We start from the raw sequence: 14,924 nt of genomic DNA, 5'->3' as shown, positions 1-14,924 counted from the left end.
CTTTATTCTCTTAACACTAATTGAGAATAATGTGCAAAAACATGCATTCCTGTGTGAATATCTTACTTATTTTGTAATTGAATGGCCTCACTTAAATCCTGCGCTGCTTTAACCACTGCCGGGACAACATTCTCGTCTACCGCATCTAATGACAAACGGGCCGCATGCATACCAACATTCAAGGCTGCGATGACCTTTCCTGTAGAATCATAGACCGGGGCTGCAACAGACCTTAACCCTAATTCCAGTTCTTGATCTAAAATACAGAACCCCTGCTTTCTAATGCTATCGAAAGCACCATTTAACTGGCTTTTATCTCCTATTGTATGGACTGTTCGCATCGTCAACTGATCAGGAATATGTTGCTTGCGTTCTTCTTCGGGCAAGGACGCAAGCAGCACACGGCCCATAGAGGTGCACCAAGCAGGAAGCCGCGCCCCCACCGATAGATCTACTGAAAGAATACGGTTCGCTTCTGCCCGCCCAATATAGAGAATGTCCTTTCCATCAAGTACGGCCAGCGACGCGCTTTCATCCAAAACTTTACTCAAGCTTTCAAGGATGGGCTGAGCCAACCGTGGCAACGGCATATCTTTTACCCGCGCTGATAAACTCAACACCTTTGTTGTTGGGATAAACAGACGCCCTGTCTGAAAGAGATAACCTGTCGAAACCAAGGTTATGAGAGACCGTCTTACCGCAGCGCGCGGTAAGGCTACAAAATTTGCAACTTCTGACAACGTCAAGCCTTCAGGTCTTCCTGCGCACACACGCAATACGTCCAGCCCTCTGGCCAAAGCCGTCACAAAATCTCGGCTTTCCGCACTTTCTTCAGTCGATTCAATGGCCATGATTGTTTTGATAGCTCCTTATAACTGAATGGAAGCTGATGCCCGGTTAACGGAGCAAGAGGGTTTGCTAGTCACATCACAGCGAGGACTTTTTTTCTGCCTTGCTATCTCACGTAGGAAAATGCTCCATAATGTTCGCTATACGATTTTTTGTTCGTATAGCGAACATTATGGAGCAAGGCAATGATTAATAAGCAGGTTCGTAGCGTAGCAGACGCTCTTGAGGGGATACGTGACGGCTCTGTGGTGATGATTGGCGGCTTCGGTTCGGTTGGCCAACCGGATGCAATCATTGAAGGCTTGATTGAACAGGGAGCACGAAATCTCACACTGATTGCCAATAATGCAGGCAGCGGCCATGTCGGGCTGGCAAAACTTCTCAATGCCGGACGCGTAAGCCGCATTATCTGCTCTTATCCCCGGTCATCTGGCTCAGTTGTGTTTGAAGCTCTTTTCCAGGCCGGAAAACTGGACCTGGAAATTGTACCCCAAGGTACTCTGGCCGAGCGGATCCGGGCTGCGGGTGCCGGGATTCCCGCTTTTTATACGCCGACCACAGTTGGAACCATTCTGGCCAAAGGCAAAGAGCATCGGGAGTTTAATGGACGCACTTATGTCCTTGAAGAAGCTCTGCCAGCAGATGTTGCCTTAGTCGAAGCTTGGACAGCTGATCAGTTTGGCAACTGCGTTTACCGCGAAAGTGGTCGCAATTTTAACGCCATCATGGCGACAGCAGCCAAACTCACCATCGTGCAGGCCTGCAATATGACGGAAGCTGGCACTCTGGATCCGGAAGCAATTGTTACGCCTGGTTTATTTGTTCAGCGGATCGTTCACGTCCCTGAACGCACCCTACTGACCGATAGCAGCGCATCTGCTGAAACAAGGAAACAAGCAGCATGAGCCCTGACTCTTTCACCCCTCTTTCCCGCCGAGCCATGGCGAAGCGCATAGCAGAAGACATTCAGGACGGATGGTATGTTAACCTTGGTATAGGCATACCCACTCTTGTTGCCGATGCGCTGCCGGACAGCAAAGATATTTTCCTCCACAGTGAAAACGGTATTCTTGGTTTTGGCCCTGCGCCGGACCCGGACCATGTTGACCCCTGGTTAATCAATGCAGGAAAACAGCATGTAACATTGCGGCCCGGAGCCAGCTTTTTCCATCATGCCGACAGTTTTGCCATGATTCGCGGTGGCCATCTCGACCTCTGCATTCTCGGTGCCTTTGAGGTTTCATCTGATGGTGACATCGCAAACTGGTCAACATCTGCACAGGATATGGCTCCTGCCGTAGGCGGGGCAATGGACCTAGCCGTCGGTGCCAAACGGGTCTGGGTGGCAACAGAACATACCACCCGCGAGGGTGCCCCCAAACTTGTAGAACAATGTCATTATCCGCTCACCGCGCCAGGGGTTGTCAGTCGCATTTACACCAACCTTGCGGTTATTGATGTTGAAAACGGTCATTTTGTTGTTCGTGACATGGTTTCCGGCCTGACGCCGGAAGGACTACAGAAACTCACAGGCGCAAAATTATATTTCAGGGAAAACGTCAATGCGTGACGCTTATATCTGTGATTACACACGCACGCCCATTGGCCGTTACGCTGGTGCGCTTAGTTCCATCCGTGCGGATGATCTGGCGACAATTCCCTTAAAGACACTAAAGGAGAGAAATACCTCGGTAGATTGGGACCAAATTGATGATTGCATCATGGGATGCGCCAATCAGGCTGGCGAAGATAACCGTAATATTGCACGAATGGCCGTTCTTTTAGCGGGTTTCCCATTATCTACACCGGGAACCACAATCAATCGTCTGTGTGGTTCTGGTCTGGATGCCGTCGGTCAGGCCGCACGATCAATCAGTTGCGGCGAGGCAGATCTAATGCTGGCGGGCGGTGTTGAAAGCATGAGCCGTGCGCCGTTTGTATTAGGTAAGACAACAGACGCTTTTGCTCGTGAAGCAACCCTACAAGACACGACAATAGGATGGCGTTTTATAAACCCGGTCATGCGTGAGACCTTTGGGGTGGAAACAATGCCTGAAACAGCAGAAAATATTTCTGATATGTTTAATATTTCAAGACAAGATCAGGATATTTTCTCCTATCGCTCACAACAAAAAACAGCGAAAGCAAAAGAAACAGGTTATTTCAATCGTGAGATCACGCCGGTTTCTGTCAAAACACGAAAATTGGAAACGACAGTCACAGAAGATGAACATCCGCGACCAGAAACCACTCTTGATGGATTAGCAAAGCTAAAAACCCCTTTCCGTGCGGGAGGGACAGTGACAGCCGGAAACGCATCTGGCGTGAACGACGGTGCCGCCGCTTTATTATTGGCAAGCGAAGATGGTGCCAAACGGCACTCCCTAACCCCTATCGGGCGCGTTGTCAGTATGGCCTGCGCGGGTGTTGCCCCCGGCATTATGGGAATTGGTCCCGTTCCAGCCGTACACAAACTCCTCGCCCGCACAGGCCTAACTCTCGATGATATAGACTTGATCGAACTTAACGAGGCCTTTGCCAGTCAGTCTCTGGCTGTCCTCCGCCAACTTGGATTGGAAGATGATTGTGAACGCGTCAACCCGCATGGAGGAGCAATCGCGTTAGGTCACCCTCTTGGTATGTCTGGCGCACGATTGGCCTTAACTGCACTGAATGGGCTAGAGGCCAGAGGAGGCCGACGCGCGCTTGTGACTATGTGTATTGGCGTGGGTCAGGGTATAGCAGCCATTATCGAGCGTGTGTAATCCTCTGATTGTTTTTAATCATACCCTTTCTTTATTTTTCCTCACCAAATCCAGAAATCAACAATCAGGTGCCACAAGAAGGGAAAATCCCCATGCGTCCTGCCGTTATCGCCGTAGCCATAACAGGCTCTGTACCGAGAAAGTCTGATAATCCAGCACTTCCAGTAACACCGTCCGAGCAAATTGAGTCGACCCACGAAGCATTTGAAGCTGGCGCGTCACTCGTGCATATTCATGTCAGGAATCCTGACGAAACACCGTCTTCGGACCCCGATCTTTTTCAGGCTGTGCAGGAAGGGGTCACTCAGTATTGCCCCGGTATGATTATCCAATTTTCCACTGGAGGTCGTGGCAGAGATGCGAACGCGCGCGGCAGTTCCTTACCCTTAAGACCAGATATGGCATCCCTTTCAACAGGGTCAGTCAATTTTCCTACTATTGTGTATGAAAATAGTGCTTCTCTGGTAAACACGCTTGCATCCTCAATGCGCGATCATGATATCGCACCTGAAATCGAAATTTTTGACCTTTCTCATTTGCATGGAGCGCGGCGTTTGATTGAGGAAGGTTTAATAAATGACCACCCGCATGTTCAATTTGTACTGGGGGTGAAAAATGCGATGCCAGCAGAAGAGCATTTACTGGATGTTCTTCTGGCAGAAAAACAGCGTATTCTGCCGCATGCAACATGGACCGCCGCCGGGATCGGTAAGTTCCAGCTACCCGTCATGAACTGGGCACTTGCGCGAGGCGCAGATGCTGTGCGGACGGGGATGGAAGACAATATTCGGATAAATACAAATCAACTGGCCTCCGGCAACGCCGAATTGGTGCGAATAGCAGCAGAAACGCTGGCCTCCCACGGCAGACGCCCAGCGACCCCGGCTGAAGCACGTCAAATCTTGCAGCTTCGGAAAAGCGCCTGATCATCCTATTTCCAACGCTTGTGCCATAGACAACGGTCGGGCACTTCGCTCTCGAGTGAGCCACCATGCAAAAAAAAATCGATGCCTCTCTCTCCCAAAACTCCCTCCAGCGTTCTCTGGTCAATTTTTGTGTGATCTTTTTTGATCGTTATATGCCAGAGCCCTTTGTTATCGCACTCCTGCTGACGTTTGTGACAGCATTGCTCGCAATGGGGCTAGCACCACATGGCACACCGACTGATATTCTAAATGCTTGGTACACTGGCGCTTTCAAAATTGTGGCCTTTGCCTTTCAGATGATGCTGATACTGGTTACAGGGCATGCTGTCGCAGGGGCCAAACCTGTCAGGAAGGCATTAAGCCGTCTTGTAAGATGGGTTAGTACACCTCGCCAGGCTGTTATCATGATGTTTGCTCTTGTCGTCCCCGCGACGTGGCTGAACTGGGGCTTGGGTCTTGTCGTTGGGGCTTTTGTTGCCAGAGAAATTGCGCGGCAGATAAAGGTTGATTATGGCTGGTTGGTTGCCTGCGGTTATACAGCATGGTGGTTATGCAACTCCGGCCTGTCCAGCTCCATCGCCCTTTCTCAAGCGACCCACGGAAATCCCATGAACATTGTGGAGCAGCTAACAGGACAGATCGTGCCTCTTAGAGAGTCTCTTTTTTCTGGCTTTACTCTCATTCCTACAGTTCTGACTGTCGTTACGTCTGCAGTGGTTTTTCCGTATTTCTGTCCGCCGGCATCTCAATCCGTTTATTTAGAAGCTGCCCCCTCTCCCACCAATGAAGAACAGGATACCCTTCCCTCCAAATGGTCTCCTCGTACCATAGTTGAATATTCACCAGTTCTTTCTTTTAGCATCGCCTTTTTTGCTTTGGGTGCGCTTATTCTTCACTGGTATGATCATGGCTTTGGTTTTGATATTGATAGTCTTATTCTTAGCTTTCTTATTGTAGGTCTTCTGCTTCAGAAGCGCCCGATAGCGTACGTAAACGCTGTAAAAGAAGCTATTGCACAAACTGGTCCCATTTTGCTTCAGTTTCCCTTCTATGGTGGAATTATGGGGATAATGACCGCGACTGGTCTAGCTGGGGTTATCTCTGTCTTTTTTGTGCATATTGCTTCCGCACAGACCCTTCCCTTCTGGAGCTTTATCAGTTCTCTTATTATTACGTTTCTTGTTCCCAGTGCAGGTGGTCACTGGGCAGTGCAAGGCCCCTTCGTTGTTCCTGCGGCGCTAAGTCTGCATGCGTCAATTCCGCATGTGATCATGGGCGTAGCCATAGCGGAAAACGTCGCGAATATGCTTCAGCCTTTCTGGGCTGTTCCTATCGTAGCTATTGCTGGAATTGGTATTCAACGTGTCATGGCTTTTACATCCATTACATTTATTATCTCTCTTATAATTTGTTCAATCTCAGTATTTTTTCTAGGGTAATCATTACAAAAACTAATGCGCGTGTAAAAGATATTTCACAACTCTCTACAGGCGAAGTTATCTGGACGCCTGTAGAGGCTATGGTAAGCCATTCCCCATACAGACAGTGTTTGATAAATATTTATCCAAGATTACCAGTCCATCTATTGTAGTGTTTTTTTATGGGGATGCCGTAGACCCGTTGTCTCTACCAGAACGGTTTGGGCCAACCGATCCAGGAACATCAATCCATCCAGCCAATATCCAAGATCGCTCTGATTACCGATATGCCCCTTACGACCAGCATCAACAAAAGAAGCATTCCAATGCCGGGCCAACATGCGGGCACGGGTGACACTCAGCCAGGGATCGTTAAGACTACCAACAACTAACGCCGGAAACGGTAGCGGTGAAAGTGCCACCGGACTGAACGCAGCAACACGGGAGAGATCGTGTTCGGGCCCGTTCTCGACATCGGCTGGTGCAACCAGCAGCGCACCGACAACCGTATCCGGTAACAGTCCCTGTTCAACGGCATGCGCGATCAGAAGGCACCCCAGGCTATGCCCGATAAGCAAAACCGGTTTTCTGCTTTTTTTCACCGTAGAAACCAGAGTTAAAATCCAGCTTTTATAGTGAGGCTTTGACCAGATTTCCTGATTGGCCCTTGAGAATGAAATATCGCCCGCATGAAAAAGAGTCTGCCAGCGGGACTGCCAATGATGCCGGGCAGAACCGTCCAGACCCGGCACAATAACAAGTTCAAACGCTGCAAGAGACGTAGAAAGGTGCCGGACTATATCAGCAGGCGCGTCATCATCACGCTCGATATTAGTCTGTAGAGAGGATGCTCTTTTCTTCGCTAAGTTCTGTCTCAAAAATGCGGGCTGCGACACAACTGTCTTTTTGTCTGCCGAATGCATGGTTCTTGCATATTTTGCTTCAGACGTCCGCTTAATGACACCGTGTCGCACCCTGACAATCCTCTTCTTTGACCAGTCTGTCTCTGCTTGTTTTATGAAAGTTTCACTAACCGCAGATAGGGTTTGAGAGCCTTCCACCCTTGAGGAAAAAGCGTTTTCGCCTGCTCATCACTGATTGAGGGAGCAATGATCACGTCCTGCCCAGGCAGCCAGTTCGCGGGCGTTGTCACCTTCTGTTGGTCTGTCAGTTGAAGACTATCAAGCACACGGAGGATTTCATCGAAGTTCCGTCCGGCTGAAGGGGGATAGATCAGTGTCAGTCTGACTTTCTTGTTGGGGTCAATAATGAAAACACTTCTTACCGTCACCTTGGGATCTGTGTCCGGATGGATCATGCCATACAGGGTGGACACTTTTTTATCTGCATCCGCGAGGATGGGGAAATTCACAACACCGCCCTGCGTTTCAGCAATATCTGCCTCCCAGGCCGCATGATCTTTCAGCCCGTCAACAGACAGGCCCAGTACCTTGGTCTTCCGTTTAGCCCACTCGGGCGCAAGACGGGCGACCACACCCAGTTCCGTTGTGCAGACTGGGGTAAAATCTTTTGGATGGCTGAACAGGATGCCCCAAGCAGTCCCGAGCCATGAATGAAAATGGATGTGTCCCTGGGTGCTGTCCTGCACGAAATCAGGCGCAGTCTGGCCAAGCTGGAGTGTCATAAGTTCACCTCAGAATCACACAATAAAATCAGATATAAAAATAAGCACATATTTTTATCGTTGTAAAAATTATAATTCATCATATTTTAGTGGAACAGTGTTACCGAGCAATTGAACGCACAGAGAACGAGGAATCCCACCTCATGGAGAAAACAATGTCGCTCAGGAAAGCGCTTTGGCCTGCTTTAGCCACAGGTGGGCTTTTTGCCATTATAGGGACAGCTTTTCTGCCTGCGCACGAAACGCGAGCCGTGCTTTTTGCTCTTTCTGACGCTACCGCCTGCTTGTTCCAATACGACCTGACACCGCACCTGCTGCAACTGGCATCACGGTGAAAACAGATCAGACCGTAAAGACTAGAGGGCTATTATCTTTCGTGATCTAATGAAAATATGCACACAGCAAGTCAATACAAATAAAAAAATCAAAATACTATACGCATATCAACATCTTTATTGACCGGATAAAGCAAAAGGTAAAAATGAGTCAATAATGATTTTCGCCATTTCCTCTGCTTCCAAACCGTAATCTGCATTCTTTGTAAGAAGAGACTTCACGATACTTCCGTCAACAATAGTCATCAGCATTGATGAAAGGATATCGCATTTCTCACACTGATTATCCTCACATAATTCTGTCAGGAACAAGATCATTGCGGTTTTATGGGCGTTAAATATGCGGGTAATTTCCGGGGAATCATCTCCAAATTCGATAGCGGCTTTCATAATCAGGCAGCCGAAATAATCTTTGCGCGAAAACCAGTCGAACAAGGCTGAAAAAACCAGTAATATCCGCCCATACTGCGCATCGGGCTCCCCGCTTCTTACATATGAGAAAAGCCACTCCCTCCACTGTTCAGCCTCGACTTCAACCGCAGCGGCTACCAAGCCCTCCTTGGTTGAAAAGCGATTATAGAGCGTCATTTTAGAGACGCCTGCGCGTGATATTATTTTCTCGACCCCGGTATTTTTAATTCCATTCCGACAGAACAGCCAGATGGCAGCCGTTATCAAAGCCTCCCCCGCATCCTGATTTGGAACAGAAACGTCTGTCTCCGGCGCATAGGTCGGCAGAAGGGAGGGAATGGCGTCAATCATGATGTTTGCTTACCACGCAATTTCGATGTTGACGACATAGACTGACCGGTATACCCATAAATAACGATTTCTAATGATAATACTATTTATTATCGTTGTTTTTGGAGCGTGAAATGCCTGAAACATCAACTGTTACCACTTATCTTCGACCGATTAACCGTGAAGGCCTTCTGGAATTTGCGGAAAAAGGCAAAGCAAACCCTGAGGGATTTGGCACGAATAAAGTGCATACTGTCACTGAAGGACAGTACCGCACACTAAGCTATGTAGGTGACCACGCGCCGGTAGTAGTTGATGAACCGCTGCACCTTTTTGGTCAGAATACAGCCCCAGCCCCTGGGGAAATCGTGCTTTCTGCCCTTGGCGGATGTCTGGCTGTGGGCATTACGGCCGTTGCGACCTATCGGCAGGTAAAATTGAGCAAGCTTGAACTTTGGCTCGAGGGCGATATTGGGAATGCCGCTGCCTGGGGCGCTGGTGGCGCGGAACGCAAACCCGAAGAAATGGGATTTAAGCAGGTTCGGGTTCGCGTGAATGTAGAAGGCGATGCTCCTCGTGATGTTCTGGATGAGATTGTTGCACACGCCAATACATTCTCGCCTGTTGCAAACACGCTTCGCAATCCCGTCCCGTTGACCGTCAGTTTGGCGGACTAAGTCTTATGACCCAGCACATATCCACCCCATTAGCAGACCTGACACCTACAGCCCCGCATAGCGTCGGCCATAAAGGGAGAGATCATGTGCTGGAAAAAATTGAGCAGATTGCCGCCAACCAGTTAGCAGATCTTGTCGTTAAAATTGACCTAGAGGGATATTATCCGCTTGATATCTTGAAAGGTCTGGCAGACGCAGGGATTTTTTCGCCTTTTTCGGATAAGGAAAATCCCGATCTGGTGCAGGCTATCAAGGGGCTAGCCGCCGTATCACGCGTCTGCGGTTCAACTGGTTTTCTTGTATGGTGCCACATGGCCTGTGCATTATACCTCGCCGCAGCACCTGCTGCGGCTTTACATGATGCCCTGCTGACCCAGCACCTTAACGCTGAACAGTTTGGTGGTACGGCTTTATCCAACCCCATAAAAGCGCTGGCAGGGATTGAAAAAATTGCCTTGCATGCGACGCGCACGGCAGGCGGATACAATGTCAATGGCACGCTCCCCTGGGTCAGTCATATTGCCCCAGGTCACTACTGTGGCGCTGTTGCAAGCCTTGATGGAAGCAGTGCGGAAAAAGTTCTTTTCCTGCTTCGGTTTGACAAGCCGGATATGCTTTTCAAATGCCCTCATTTCTCCGGCATGGAAGGAACCAGTACTTGGGGCATTCGGCTGGAAAATCATTTCATCCCAAATCAGGATGTTATCGCGGCTCCCGCCGGAGACTTACTGCAACGCATCAGAATCCCGTTTCTGCTTCTGCAATGCGGTCTAGCTGTAGGTATTATTCAGGGCGCGATTGATAGTATGCGTGCGGTTGAAGGGCCACTTGGACACGTGAACCAATATCTGGAAGACCGCCCTGATACTGTTCAATCTGAACTGGACAATCTGCTCAATCGCGTGCTTACCCTTACCCAGAAGCCCCAGGCTTCAGACACAGATTATCTCTTAAATGTTCTTGATGCACGGGAACAGGGATCTGAACTTGCATTGCGCGCAGCACAATCTGCTTTACTACATCAGGGCGCGCGCGGGTACATCAGCAGTGCAGCACCACAAAGAAGAATGCGAGAAGCCCAGTTCGTCGCTATTGTAACCCCTGCCATCAAACATCTCCGCTCAGAAATGGCTCAACTCTCTCGAGAGAAACTGCCATTATGACTTCCCCGTCTACAACGCACCCAGAAAAGCCTTCTGTCGCAACCTATATCTGCACCGTTTGCGGCTGGATTTATGATGAGGCAAAGGGAGACCCGGATAGTGGCATAGCACCTGGCACACGTTTTGAAGATATTCCTAATGACTGGTATTGCCCGTTATGTGGCGTCACAAAAGCCGACTTTGAACTCTATATCCCCAGCCCCGCTCCAGCATATCAACCAAAAGTAGCACCCGCTATCACGCGTCAGAAAACGGACTCCATCGTTATTCTCGGGGCAGGCACAGCAGGATGGGCTGTCGCACGAAAATTACGTGAACTCGACGCGTCTGTAGCGATCACACTCGTCACTGCCTGTTCTGGCGATGTTTATATAAAGCCTGAACTCTCAGTCGCGCTGACACGCAACTTGACACATGAAACACTCTGCAAAGAGACGGGCCAGCAAGCAGCAGCACGCCTAAATATTCGTCTGCTTGCACAAACAGCAGCGGTTGGTTTGGATGCTGCCGCACGCCGCTTGCGTACAACACGTGGAACACTGAACTACAAAAATCTGGTGATCGCTCAGGGTGCCAAACCCATTACGTTACCTTCCCTTCCTACATCTTTAGTCTGGCAAATTAATACCCTTAACACATGGCTGAAATTGCGTGATCATATTGGCTCTCAGCCTCGCCGTATTACCGTGGTAGGAGCAGGCTTAGTCGGATGTGAACTGGCTGAGGACGCCGCGACAGCTGGACATGCGGTCACACTCATAACTCAAGGCCCGTTTCCCCTTGACACTCTGGTCCCAGCCCACGCTGGCACTTTACTAGAACAACGGCTGCGCCAGTGCGGTATTACCGTCATCACCAAAACAACAGTTGCGGCTGTCAGTCCCCATGCCCACGGAAAGACTATCACTCTTTCATCCGGACAGTCGTTTGAGAGCGATATCATTATATCCGCAGTTGGTCTGGAAACGGATCTTCGGTTAGCACACATGGCAAACCTTCTGACAGACCAAGGAATTATTGTTGATGAAGTGACACTTCAGACAAGTAATCCGTCAATTTATGCTTTGGGAGACTGCATCAGTCTAAATGGAGAAACCTGCCGTTATATCGCACCAATTGCAGCCCAAGCTGATACCATTGCGCACACGCTCCTTAACCTTCCGCGCAAGCAGCATAAACATACATATCCAACTATTCGCCTTAAAAGCCAGATTATGCCTCTGGAATTACGAGGAAAACCTGCCCCTGAACGAGCATGGGAGGTTATCGAATCGTCCCCTTCCCACCTGCTTATGCAGCAGAAACAAGGCCACACTATTACGGCCACATTGAAAGCCTGACTGCATGAAAAATCTTTCAAACATCTTTCGCAGACCACAGTTGGCCTGCCCTGAAACAGTTCCTGTGCTCCCTTGCCCTTGCGGTGATTTGCATGGGTTTACTCGCCGCGGGTTCATGGCAAGTACGCTTGGTGCTGCCTTGTCCGGCATAGCAACGCAATCCCATGCTGCAGTGCCGTATCCGGTTGAAAAAAAAGCGTTGAAAATTGGCTTCGTCCCAATCAGTTGTGCTGCTCCTTTGATTATGGCGCAAGCAAAAGGGTACTTTCAGGATGAGGGCATTACCGTTGAACTCAGAAAAACCCCGGGCTGGGCCCTTATACGCGACAATCTCCTAAACGGTAGTTTTGACGCATCCCATCTGCTTTCCCCCATGCCACTGGCTCTTTCAGCCGGTGCGGGGCATACCCCGCATCCCGTTCGTGCAGTCACCATGCAAAACATTAACGGGCAAGCGATTACACTGGCATTGAAGCATAGAGAGCGCCGCGATCCACGAGACTGGAAGGGTATGACTTTTGCCATCCCTTTCGAGTTTTCCATGCATAATCTTATGCTCCGAGCTTATCTGGCGCATTACGGCTTAGACCCTGATCATGACGTGACACTACGCGTCACTGCCCCACCCGAAATGGTCGCTAATCTCCGTGCAGGAAATATTGATGGCTTTTTGGGGCCAGAACCATTCAATCAGCGTGCAGTGATAAACGAAATTGGTTTTCTACATATTCTAACAGCTGAAATATGGGATGGTCACCCATGTTGTGCGTTGGGCATGACAGAGGAATTCATTGCAGAAAACCCAAACACGTATGCAGCGGTCCAGCGCGCCATGATACGTGCCGCTGCTTTCATGCATAAAATGGAAAATCGTTTGGAAGCTGCTCAGATTCTCTCTAAACCCGAATATCTAAATCACTCAGAACTAGTCATCCGGCAAGGACTGACCGGACATTATGCCGATGGTCTGGGAAACGTTAAAAATAACCTGCATCGCGCCGAATTCAGCCCCTTTCCTTACTATTCCTCCGGGGTTTGGATGATGGAACAAATGCAACGCTGGGGCTACATTCCTCGGTCAGTTGATAGTAGAAACATCGTTGAGCAAGTTTTTCTTCTGCCTGATGTCCGCCGTCAAGCGACGGCGCTTGCGTTAGCTGACCTCCCCTCTCCTGAAAATACGAATTATCCTGACTTTCAGGTTTTAGGAGTGCCTTTCACGGCCTCGACGTACCCATCCACACAAGGCACCAAGCCATGATGAGTAGAGCGGATCACCTCAAGGGGGTTGTGCTCAGCCTCATCCTTGCTTTGATTTTGCTATTCTCTTGGCAATATCTTACAGAGTCAAATAGCATTCAGTCGCACGACATCTCTGCTGAAAACAGAGAATACGAGATCTTGATGGGCCATACGCAGGCTACCCAACAGCCTGATCATAACTTCCCGTCTCCGCGGCAATTTGCCTTAGAGGCATGGCAAGAACTGAAAGCCCCCTTTCATAACACTAGCACAAATGATCGTGGGATTGGTTGGCAATTAGGCGCTTCGCTATACCGTGTTATTATTGGTTATGGGCTTGCAGTTCTTGTCGCTGTTCCTTTAGGCCTCCTATTGGGGCAACAGCCTATTCTGCGGGCCGCCTTAAATCCATTTATTCAGATTTTGCGACCAATTTCGCCACTAGCGTGGATGCCAATTGCACTCTACACCATTAAAAATGCGGAAGAGTGTGGGATCTTTGTTATTTTTATCTGTTCTGTTTGGCCAATATTACTTAACACGTCTTTTGGCGTCAGCAGATTACGGAAAGAATGGCTAGACGTTGCTAAAACATTGGAACTGGGATGGGCCAGACGCCTCTGGCTTATCATTCTTCCCGCATCTGCACCGACCATTGTCACTGGGATGCGTGTCGGCTTGGGTATCGCATGGCTTGCTATCATAGCGGCAGAAATGTTGGTTGGAAGCTCTGGTATCGGTTATTTTGTCTGGAACCAATGGAATAATCTTTCCATTTCTAATGTGATACTGGCTGTTTTGCTTATTGGGATTACTGGAATGATCCTGGACACAACCTTTGCAGCTCTGCAACGGAGAGTTAGTTATGCAGAATAGAATAAACCAGCCTCTTCCCTTGGTCACAGTTAATCAACTAGAGAAGCAATACACAAAAAATAACCCGTCTGTTTTTTCTGATATTTCTTTCAGCATTGCTCGTGGCGAATTTGTTTGCATGATCGGCCATTCTGGATGCGGAAAAAGCACAATTCTGAACATTCTGGCAGGTCTTGAAGTGGCCACTTCAGGACAGGTTTCAATAAACGGTCATGCAATCAAAGGTCCGGGACTAGACCGAGGTGTTGTTTTTCAAGGACACGCCCTTATGCCGTGGCTAACTGTTGAACAAAATGTTGCCATGGCTATCCGTGCGCGGCACCCTGCTATGCCACGTGAGGATGTTCAGAAAAAAACAGAACATTATCTGGAATTGGTTAATTTGACAGGAGCCATCCATAAACGCCCAGCAGAACTATCCGGTGGTATGCGGCAGCGTGTGGGCATCGCGCGTGCTTTTTCGACAACGCCAGAACTGCTTTTGATGGATGAACCTTTTGGTGCCCTTGATGCCCTGACACGTGGCGTCATTCAGGACGAGCTTTTGAACATTTGCACCCAGACAAGCCAAACAGTCTTCATGATTACCCATGATATCGATGAAGCTATCCTGCTGGCTGATCGTCTTGTTCTTATGAGCACAGGACCAAACGCACACATAGCAGAAATTGTGGAGAACCCTCTTCCAAAGAATAGATCACGGACAGAAATCCATCATCAGGAAGGCTATTCAGACCTTCGCAAACACATTATGGATTTTCTTGTGAAACCCAACAAGTAATTACAAAAATTACAAATTTGAAAAATAATTCTATTACAAAATGTTTTGTATTTTTTGTAATAATGAATAATATTTACTCACTCTCCCACCTAAGCAACACTTTAGTGATTACAATTAGGAGAAGATTGTCTGTACTCCCGCAAAATATTGCGATTGCTCAGAGCAT

At 48.9% G+C, this 14,924-nt stretch carries 16 protein-coding genes; 12 read left to right on the top strand and 4 right to left on the bottom strand.

The features are described 5' to 3' along the window. Positions 1-62: 62 nt before the first annotated feature. Positions 63-851 carry an IclR family transcriptional regulator domain-containing protein gene (locus Abin_RS14180; protein WP_048848082.1) on the bottom strand — a complete coding sequence of 263 codons (789 nt, stop codon included), beginning with the start codon at positions 849-851 and terminating at the stop codon, positions 63-65. Between the two features lie 183 nt (positions 852-1,034). Here Abin_RS14180 and Abin_RS14175 point away from each other — a divergent pair, with 183 nt between their 5' ends. The 5 genes from Abin_RS14175 (at position 1,035) to Abin_RS14155 (ending at position 5,979) form a co-directional block, all read left to right on the top strand. After that, positions 1,035-1,754, top strand: coding sequence for a 3-oxoacid CoA-transferase subunit A (locus tag Abin_RS14175; RefSeq protein WP_048848080.1), 720 nt, complete (start codon positions 1,035-1,037; stop codon positions 1,752-1,754). Then, the gene (locus Abin_RS14170) at positions 1,751-2,419 is read left to right on the top strand and encodes a 3-oxoacid CoA-transferase subunit B (protein WP_048848079.1); all 669 of its coding nucleotides are present in this window, start codon (positions 1,751-1,753) and stop codon (positions 2,417-2,419) included. The genes Abin_RS14175 and Abin_RS14170 overlap by 4 nt, the downstream gene beginning before the upstream one ends. Further along, on the top strand, positions 2,412-3,614 hold the full coding sequence (gene pcaF, locus Abin_RS14165) for a 3-oxoadipyl-CoA thiolase (protein ID WP_048848078.1): 1,203 nt from the start codon (positions 2,412-2,414) through the stop codon (positions 3,612-3,614). Before Abin_RS14170 ends, pcaF begins: the two co-directional genes overlap by 8 nt. Before the next feature lie 92 nt (positions 3,615-3,706). After that, positions 3,707-4,540 (top strand): BKACE family enzyme, encoded by an 834-nt coding sequence (locus Abin_RS14160; RefSeq protein ID WP_048848076.1) that lies wholly within the window; start codon positions 3,707-3,709, stop codon positions 4,538-4,540. 65 nt (positions 4,541-4,605) lie between these two features. Beyond that, a complete protein-coding gene (locus Abin_RS14155; RefSeq protein ID WP_048848074.1) occupies positions 4,606-5,979 on the top strand; it encodes a short-chain fatty acid transporter in 1,374 nt (457 codons plus the stop codon). A 143-nt stretch (positions 5,980-6,122) separates the two neighbouring features. Here the strand turns inward: Abin_RS14155 and Abin_RS14150 are convergent, their stop codons facing one another. Both Abin_RS14150 and Abin_RS14145 read right to left on the bottom strand, forming a co-directional pair. Next, a complete protein-coding gene (locus Abin_RS14150) occupies positions 6,123-6,836 on the bottom strand; it encodes an RBBP9/YdeN family alpha/beta hydrolase (RefSeq protein ID WP_158319923.1) in 714 nt (237 codons plus the stop codon). A 137-nt stretch (positions 6,837-6,973) separates the two neighbouring features. Beyond that, positions 6,974-7,603: a peroxiredoxin gene (locus tag Abin_RS14145; RefSeq protein WP_048848069.1), complete on the bottom strand. Its 630-nt coding sequence runs from the start codon at positions 7,601-7,603 to the stop codon at positions 6,974-6,976. Between the two features lie 155 nt (positions 7,604-7,758). Here Abin_RS14145 and Abin_RS14140 point away from each other — a divergent pair, with 155 nt between their 5' ends. Beyond that, positions 7,759-7,938 (top strand): hypothetical protein, encoded by a 180-nt coding sequence (locus Abin_RS14140; protein WP_143217209.1) that lies wholly within the window; start codon positions 7,759-7,761, stop codon positions 7,936-7,938. Positions 7,939-8,055: 117 nt separating this feature from the next. Here Abin_RS14140 and Abin_RS14135 read toward each other — a convergent pair whose 3' ends face one another. Continuing rightward, positions 8,056-8,700: a TetR/AcrR family transcriptional regulator gene (locus Abin_RS14135; RefSeq protein WP_048848065.1), complete on the bottom strand. Its 645-nt coding sequence runs from the start codon at positions 8,698-8,700 to the stop codon at positions 8,056-8,058. A 113-nt stretch (positions 8,701-8,813) separates the two neighbouring features. Between Abin_RS14135 and Abin_RS14130 the strand changes: the two genes are divergently transcribed. Genes Abin_RS14130 through Abin_RS14105 form a run of 6 tightly spaced genes read left to right on the top strand, consistent with a single transcriptional unit; the run spans position 8,814 to position 14,758 of the window. Then, a complete protein-coding gene (locus Abin_RS14130; RefSeq protein ID WP_048848064.1) occupies positions 8,814-9,356 on the top strand; it encodes an OsmC family protein in 543 nt (180 codons plus the stop codon). A gap of 5 nt (positions 9,357-9,361) precedes the next feature. Next, positions 9,362-10,519: an acyl-CoA dehydrogenase family protein gene (locus Abin_RS14125; RefSeq protein ID WP_084593674.1), complete on the top strand. Its 1,158-nt coding sequence runs from the start codon at positions 9,362-9,364 to the stop codon at positions 10,517-10,519. Continuing rightward, positions 10,516-11,859, top strand: a complete 1,344-nt coding sequence (gene rd, locus Abin_RS14120) for a rubredoxin (protein WP_048848062.1) — start codon at positions 10,516-10,518, stop codon at positions 11,857-11,859. Before Abin_RS14125 ends, rd begins: the two co-directional genes overlap by 4 nt. 4 nt (positions 11,860-11,863) lie before the next feature. After that, a complete protein-coding gene (locus Abin_RS14115) occupies positions 11,864-13,120 on the top strand; it encodes a CmpA/NrtA family ABC transporter substrate-binding protein (RefSeq protein ID WP_255319365.1) in 1,257 nt (418 codons plus the stop codon). Then, positions 13,117-13,977 (top strand): ABC transporter permease, encoded by an 861-nt coding sequence (locus tag Abin_RS14110; RefSeq protein ID WP_086660068.1) that lies wholly within the window; start codon positions 13,117-13,119, stop codon positions 13,975-13,977. Before Abin_RS14115 ends, Abin_RS14110 begins: the two co-directional genes overlap by 4 nt. Continuing rightward, positions 13,967-14,758 (top strand): ABC transporter ATP-binding protein, encoded by a 792-nt coding sequence (locus Abin_RS14105; RefSeq protein ID WP_048848060.1) that lies wholly within the window; start codon positions 13,967-13,969, stop codon positions 14,756-14,758. The genes Abin_RS14110 and Abin_RS14105 overlap by 11 nt, the downstream gene beginning before the upstream one ends. Positions 14,759-14,924 lie beyond the last annotated feature (166 nt).

The organism is Acetobacter indonesiensis (assembly GCF_000963945.1).
GTDB lineage: Bacteria > Pseudomonadota > Alphaproteobacteria > Acetobacterales > Acetobacteraceae > Acetobacter > Acetobacter indonesiensis.
The sequence above is the reverse complement of the archived record's forward strand: the minus strand, read 5'-3'. Positions and strand labels throughout refer to the sequence as shown.

Excerpts from the sequence above, each read along its gene's own strand:
- Abin_RS14180 (WP_048848082.1), bottom strand. The coding sequence starts at position 851 with ATGGCCATTGAATCGACTGAAGAAAGTGCGGAAAGCCGAGATTTTGTG.
- Abin_RS14175 (WP_048848080.1), top strand. The coding sequence starts at position 1,035 with ATGATTAATAAGCAGGTTCGTAGCGTAGCAGACGCTCTTGAGGGGATA.
- Abin_RS14170 (WP_048848079.1), top strand. The coding sequence starts at position 1,751 with ATGAGCCCTGACTCTTTCACCCCTCTTTCCCGCCGAGCCATGGCGAAG.
- pcaF (WP_048848078.1), top strand. The coding sequence starts at position 2,412 with ATGCGTGACGCTTATATCTGTGATTACACACGCACGCCCATTGGCCGT.
- Abin_RS14160 (WP_048848076.1), top strand. The coding sequence starts at position 3,707 with ATGCGTCCTGCCGTTATCGCCGTAGCCATAACAGGCTCTGTACCGAGA.
- Abin_RS14155 (WP_048848074.1), top strand. The coding sequence starts at position 4,606 with ATGCAAAAAAAAATCGATGCCTCTCTCTCCCAAAACTCCCTCCAGCGT.
- Abin_RS14145 (WP_048848069.1), bottom strand. The coding sequence starts at position 7,603 with ATGACACTCCAGCTTGGCCAGACTGCGCCTGATTTCGTGCAGGACAGC.
- Abin_RS14140 (WP_143217209.1), top strand. The coding sequence starts at position 7,759 with ATGTCGCTCAGGAAAGCGCTTTGGCCTGCTTTAGCCACAGGTGGGCTT.
- Abin_RS14135 (WP_048848065.1), bottom strand. The coding sequence starts at position 8,700 with ATGATTGACGCCATTCCCTCCCTTCTGCCGACCTATGCGCCGGAGACA.
- Abin_RS14130 (WP_048848064.1), top strand. The coding sequence starts at position 8,814 with ATGCCTGAAACATCAACTGTTACCACTTATCTTCGACCGATTAACCGT.
- Abin_RS14125 (WP_084593674.1), top strand. The coding sequence starts at position 9,362 with ATGACCCAGCACATATCCACCCCATTAGCAGACCTGACACCTACAGCC.
- rd (WP_048848062.1), top strand. The coding sequence starts at position 10,516 with ATGACTTCCCCGTCTACAACGCACCCAGAAAAGCCTTCTGTCGCAACC.
- Abin_RS14115 (WP_255319365.1), top strand. The coding sequence starts at position 11,864 with ATGAAAAATCTTTCAAACATCTTTCGCAGACCACAGTTGGCCTGCCCT.
- Abin_RS14110 (WP_086660068.1), top strand. The coding sequence starts at position 13,117 with ATGATGAGTAGAGCGGATCACCTCAAGGGGGTTGTGCTCAGCCTCATC.
- Abin_RS14105 (WP_048848060.1), top strand. The coding sequence starts at position 13,967 with ATGCAGAATAGAATAAACCAGCCTCTTCCCTTGGTCACAGTTAATCAA.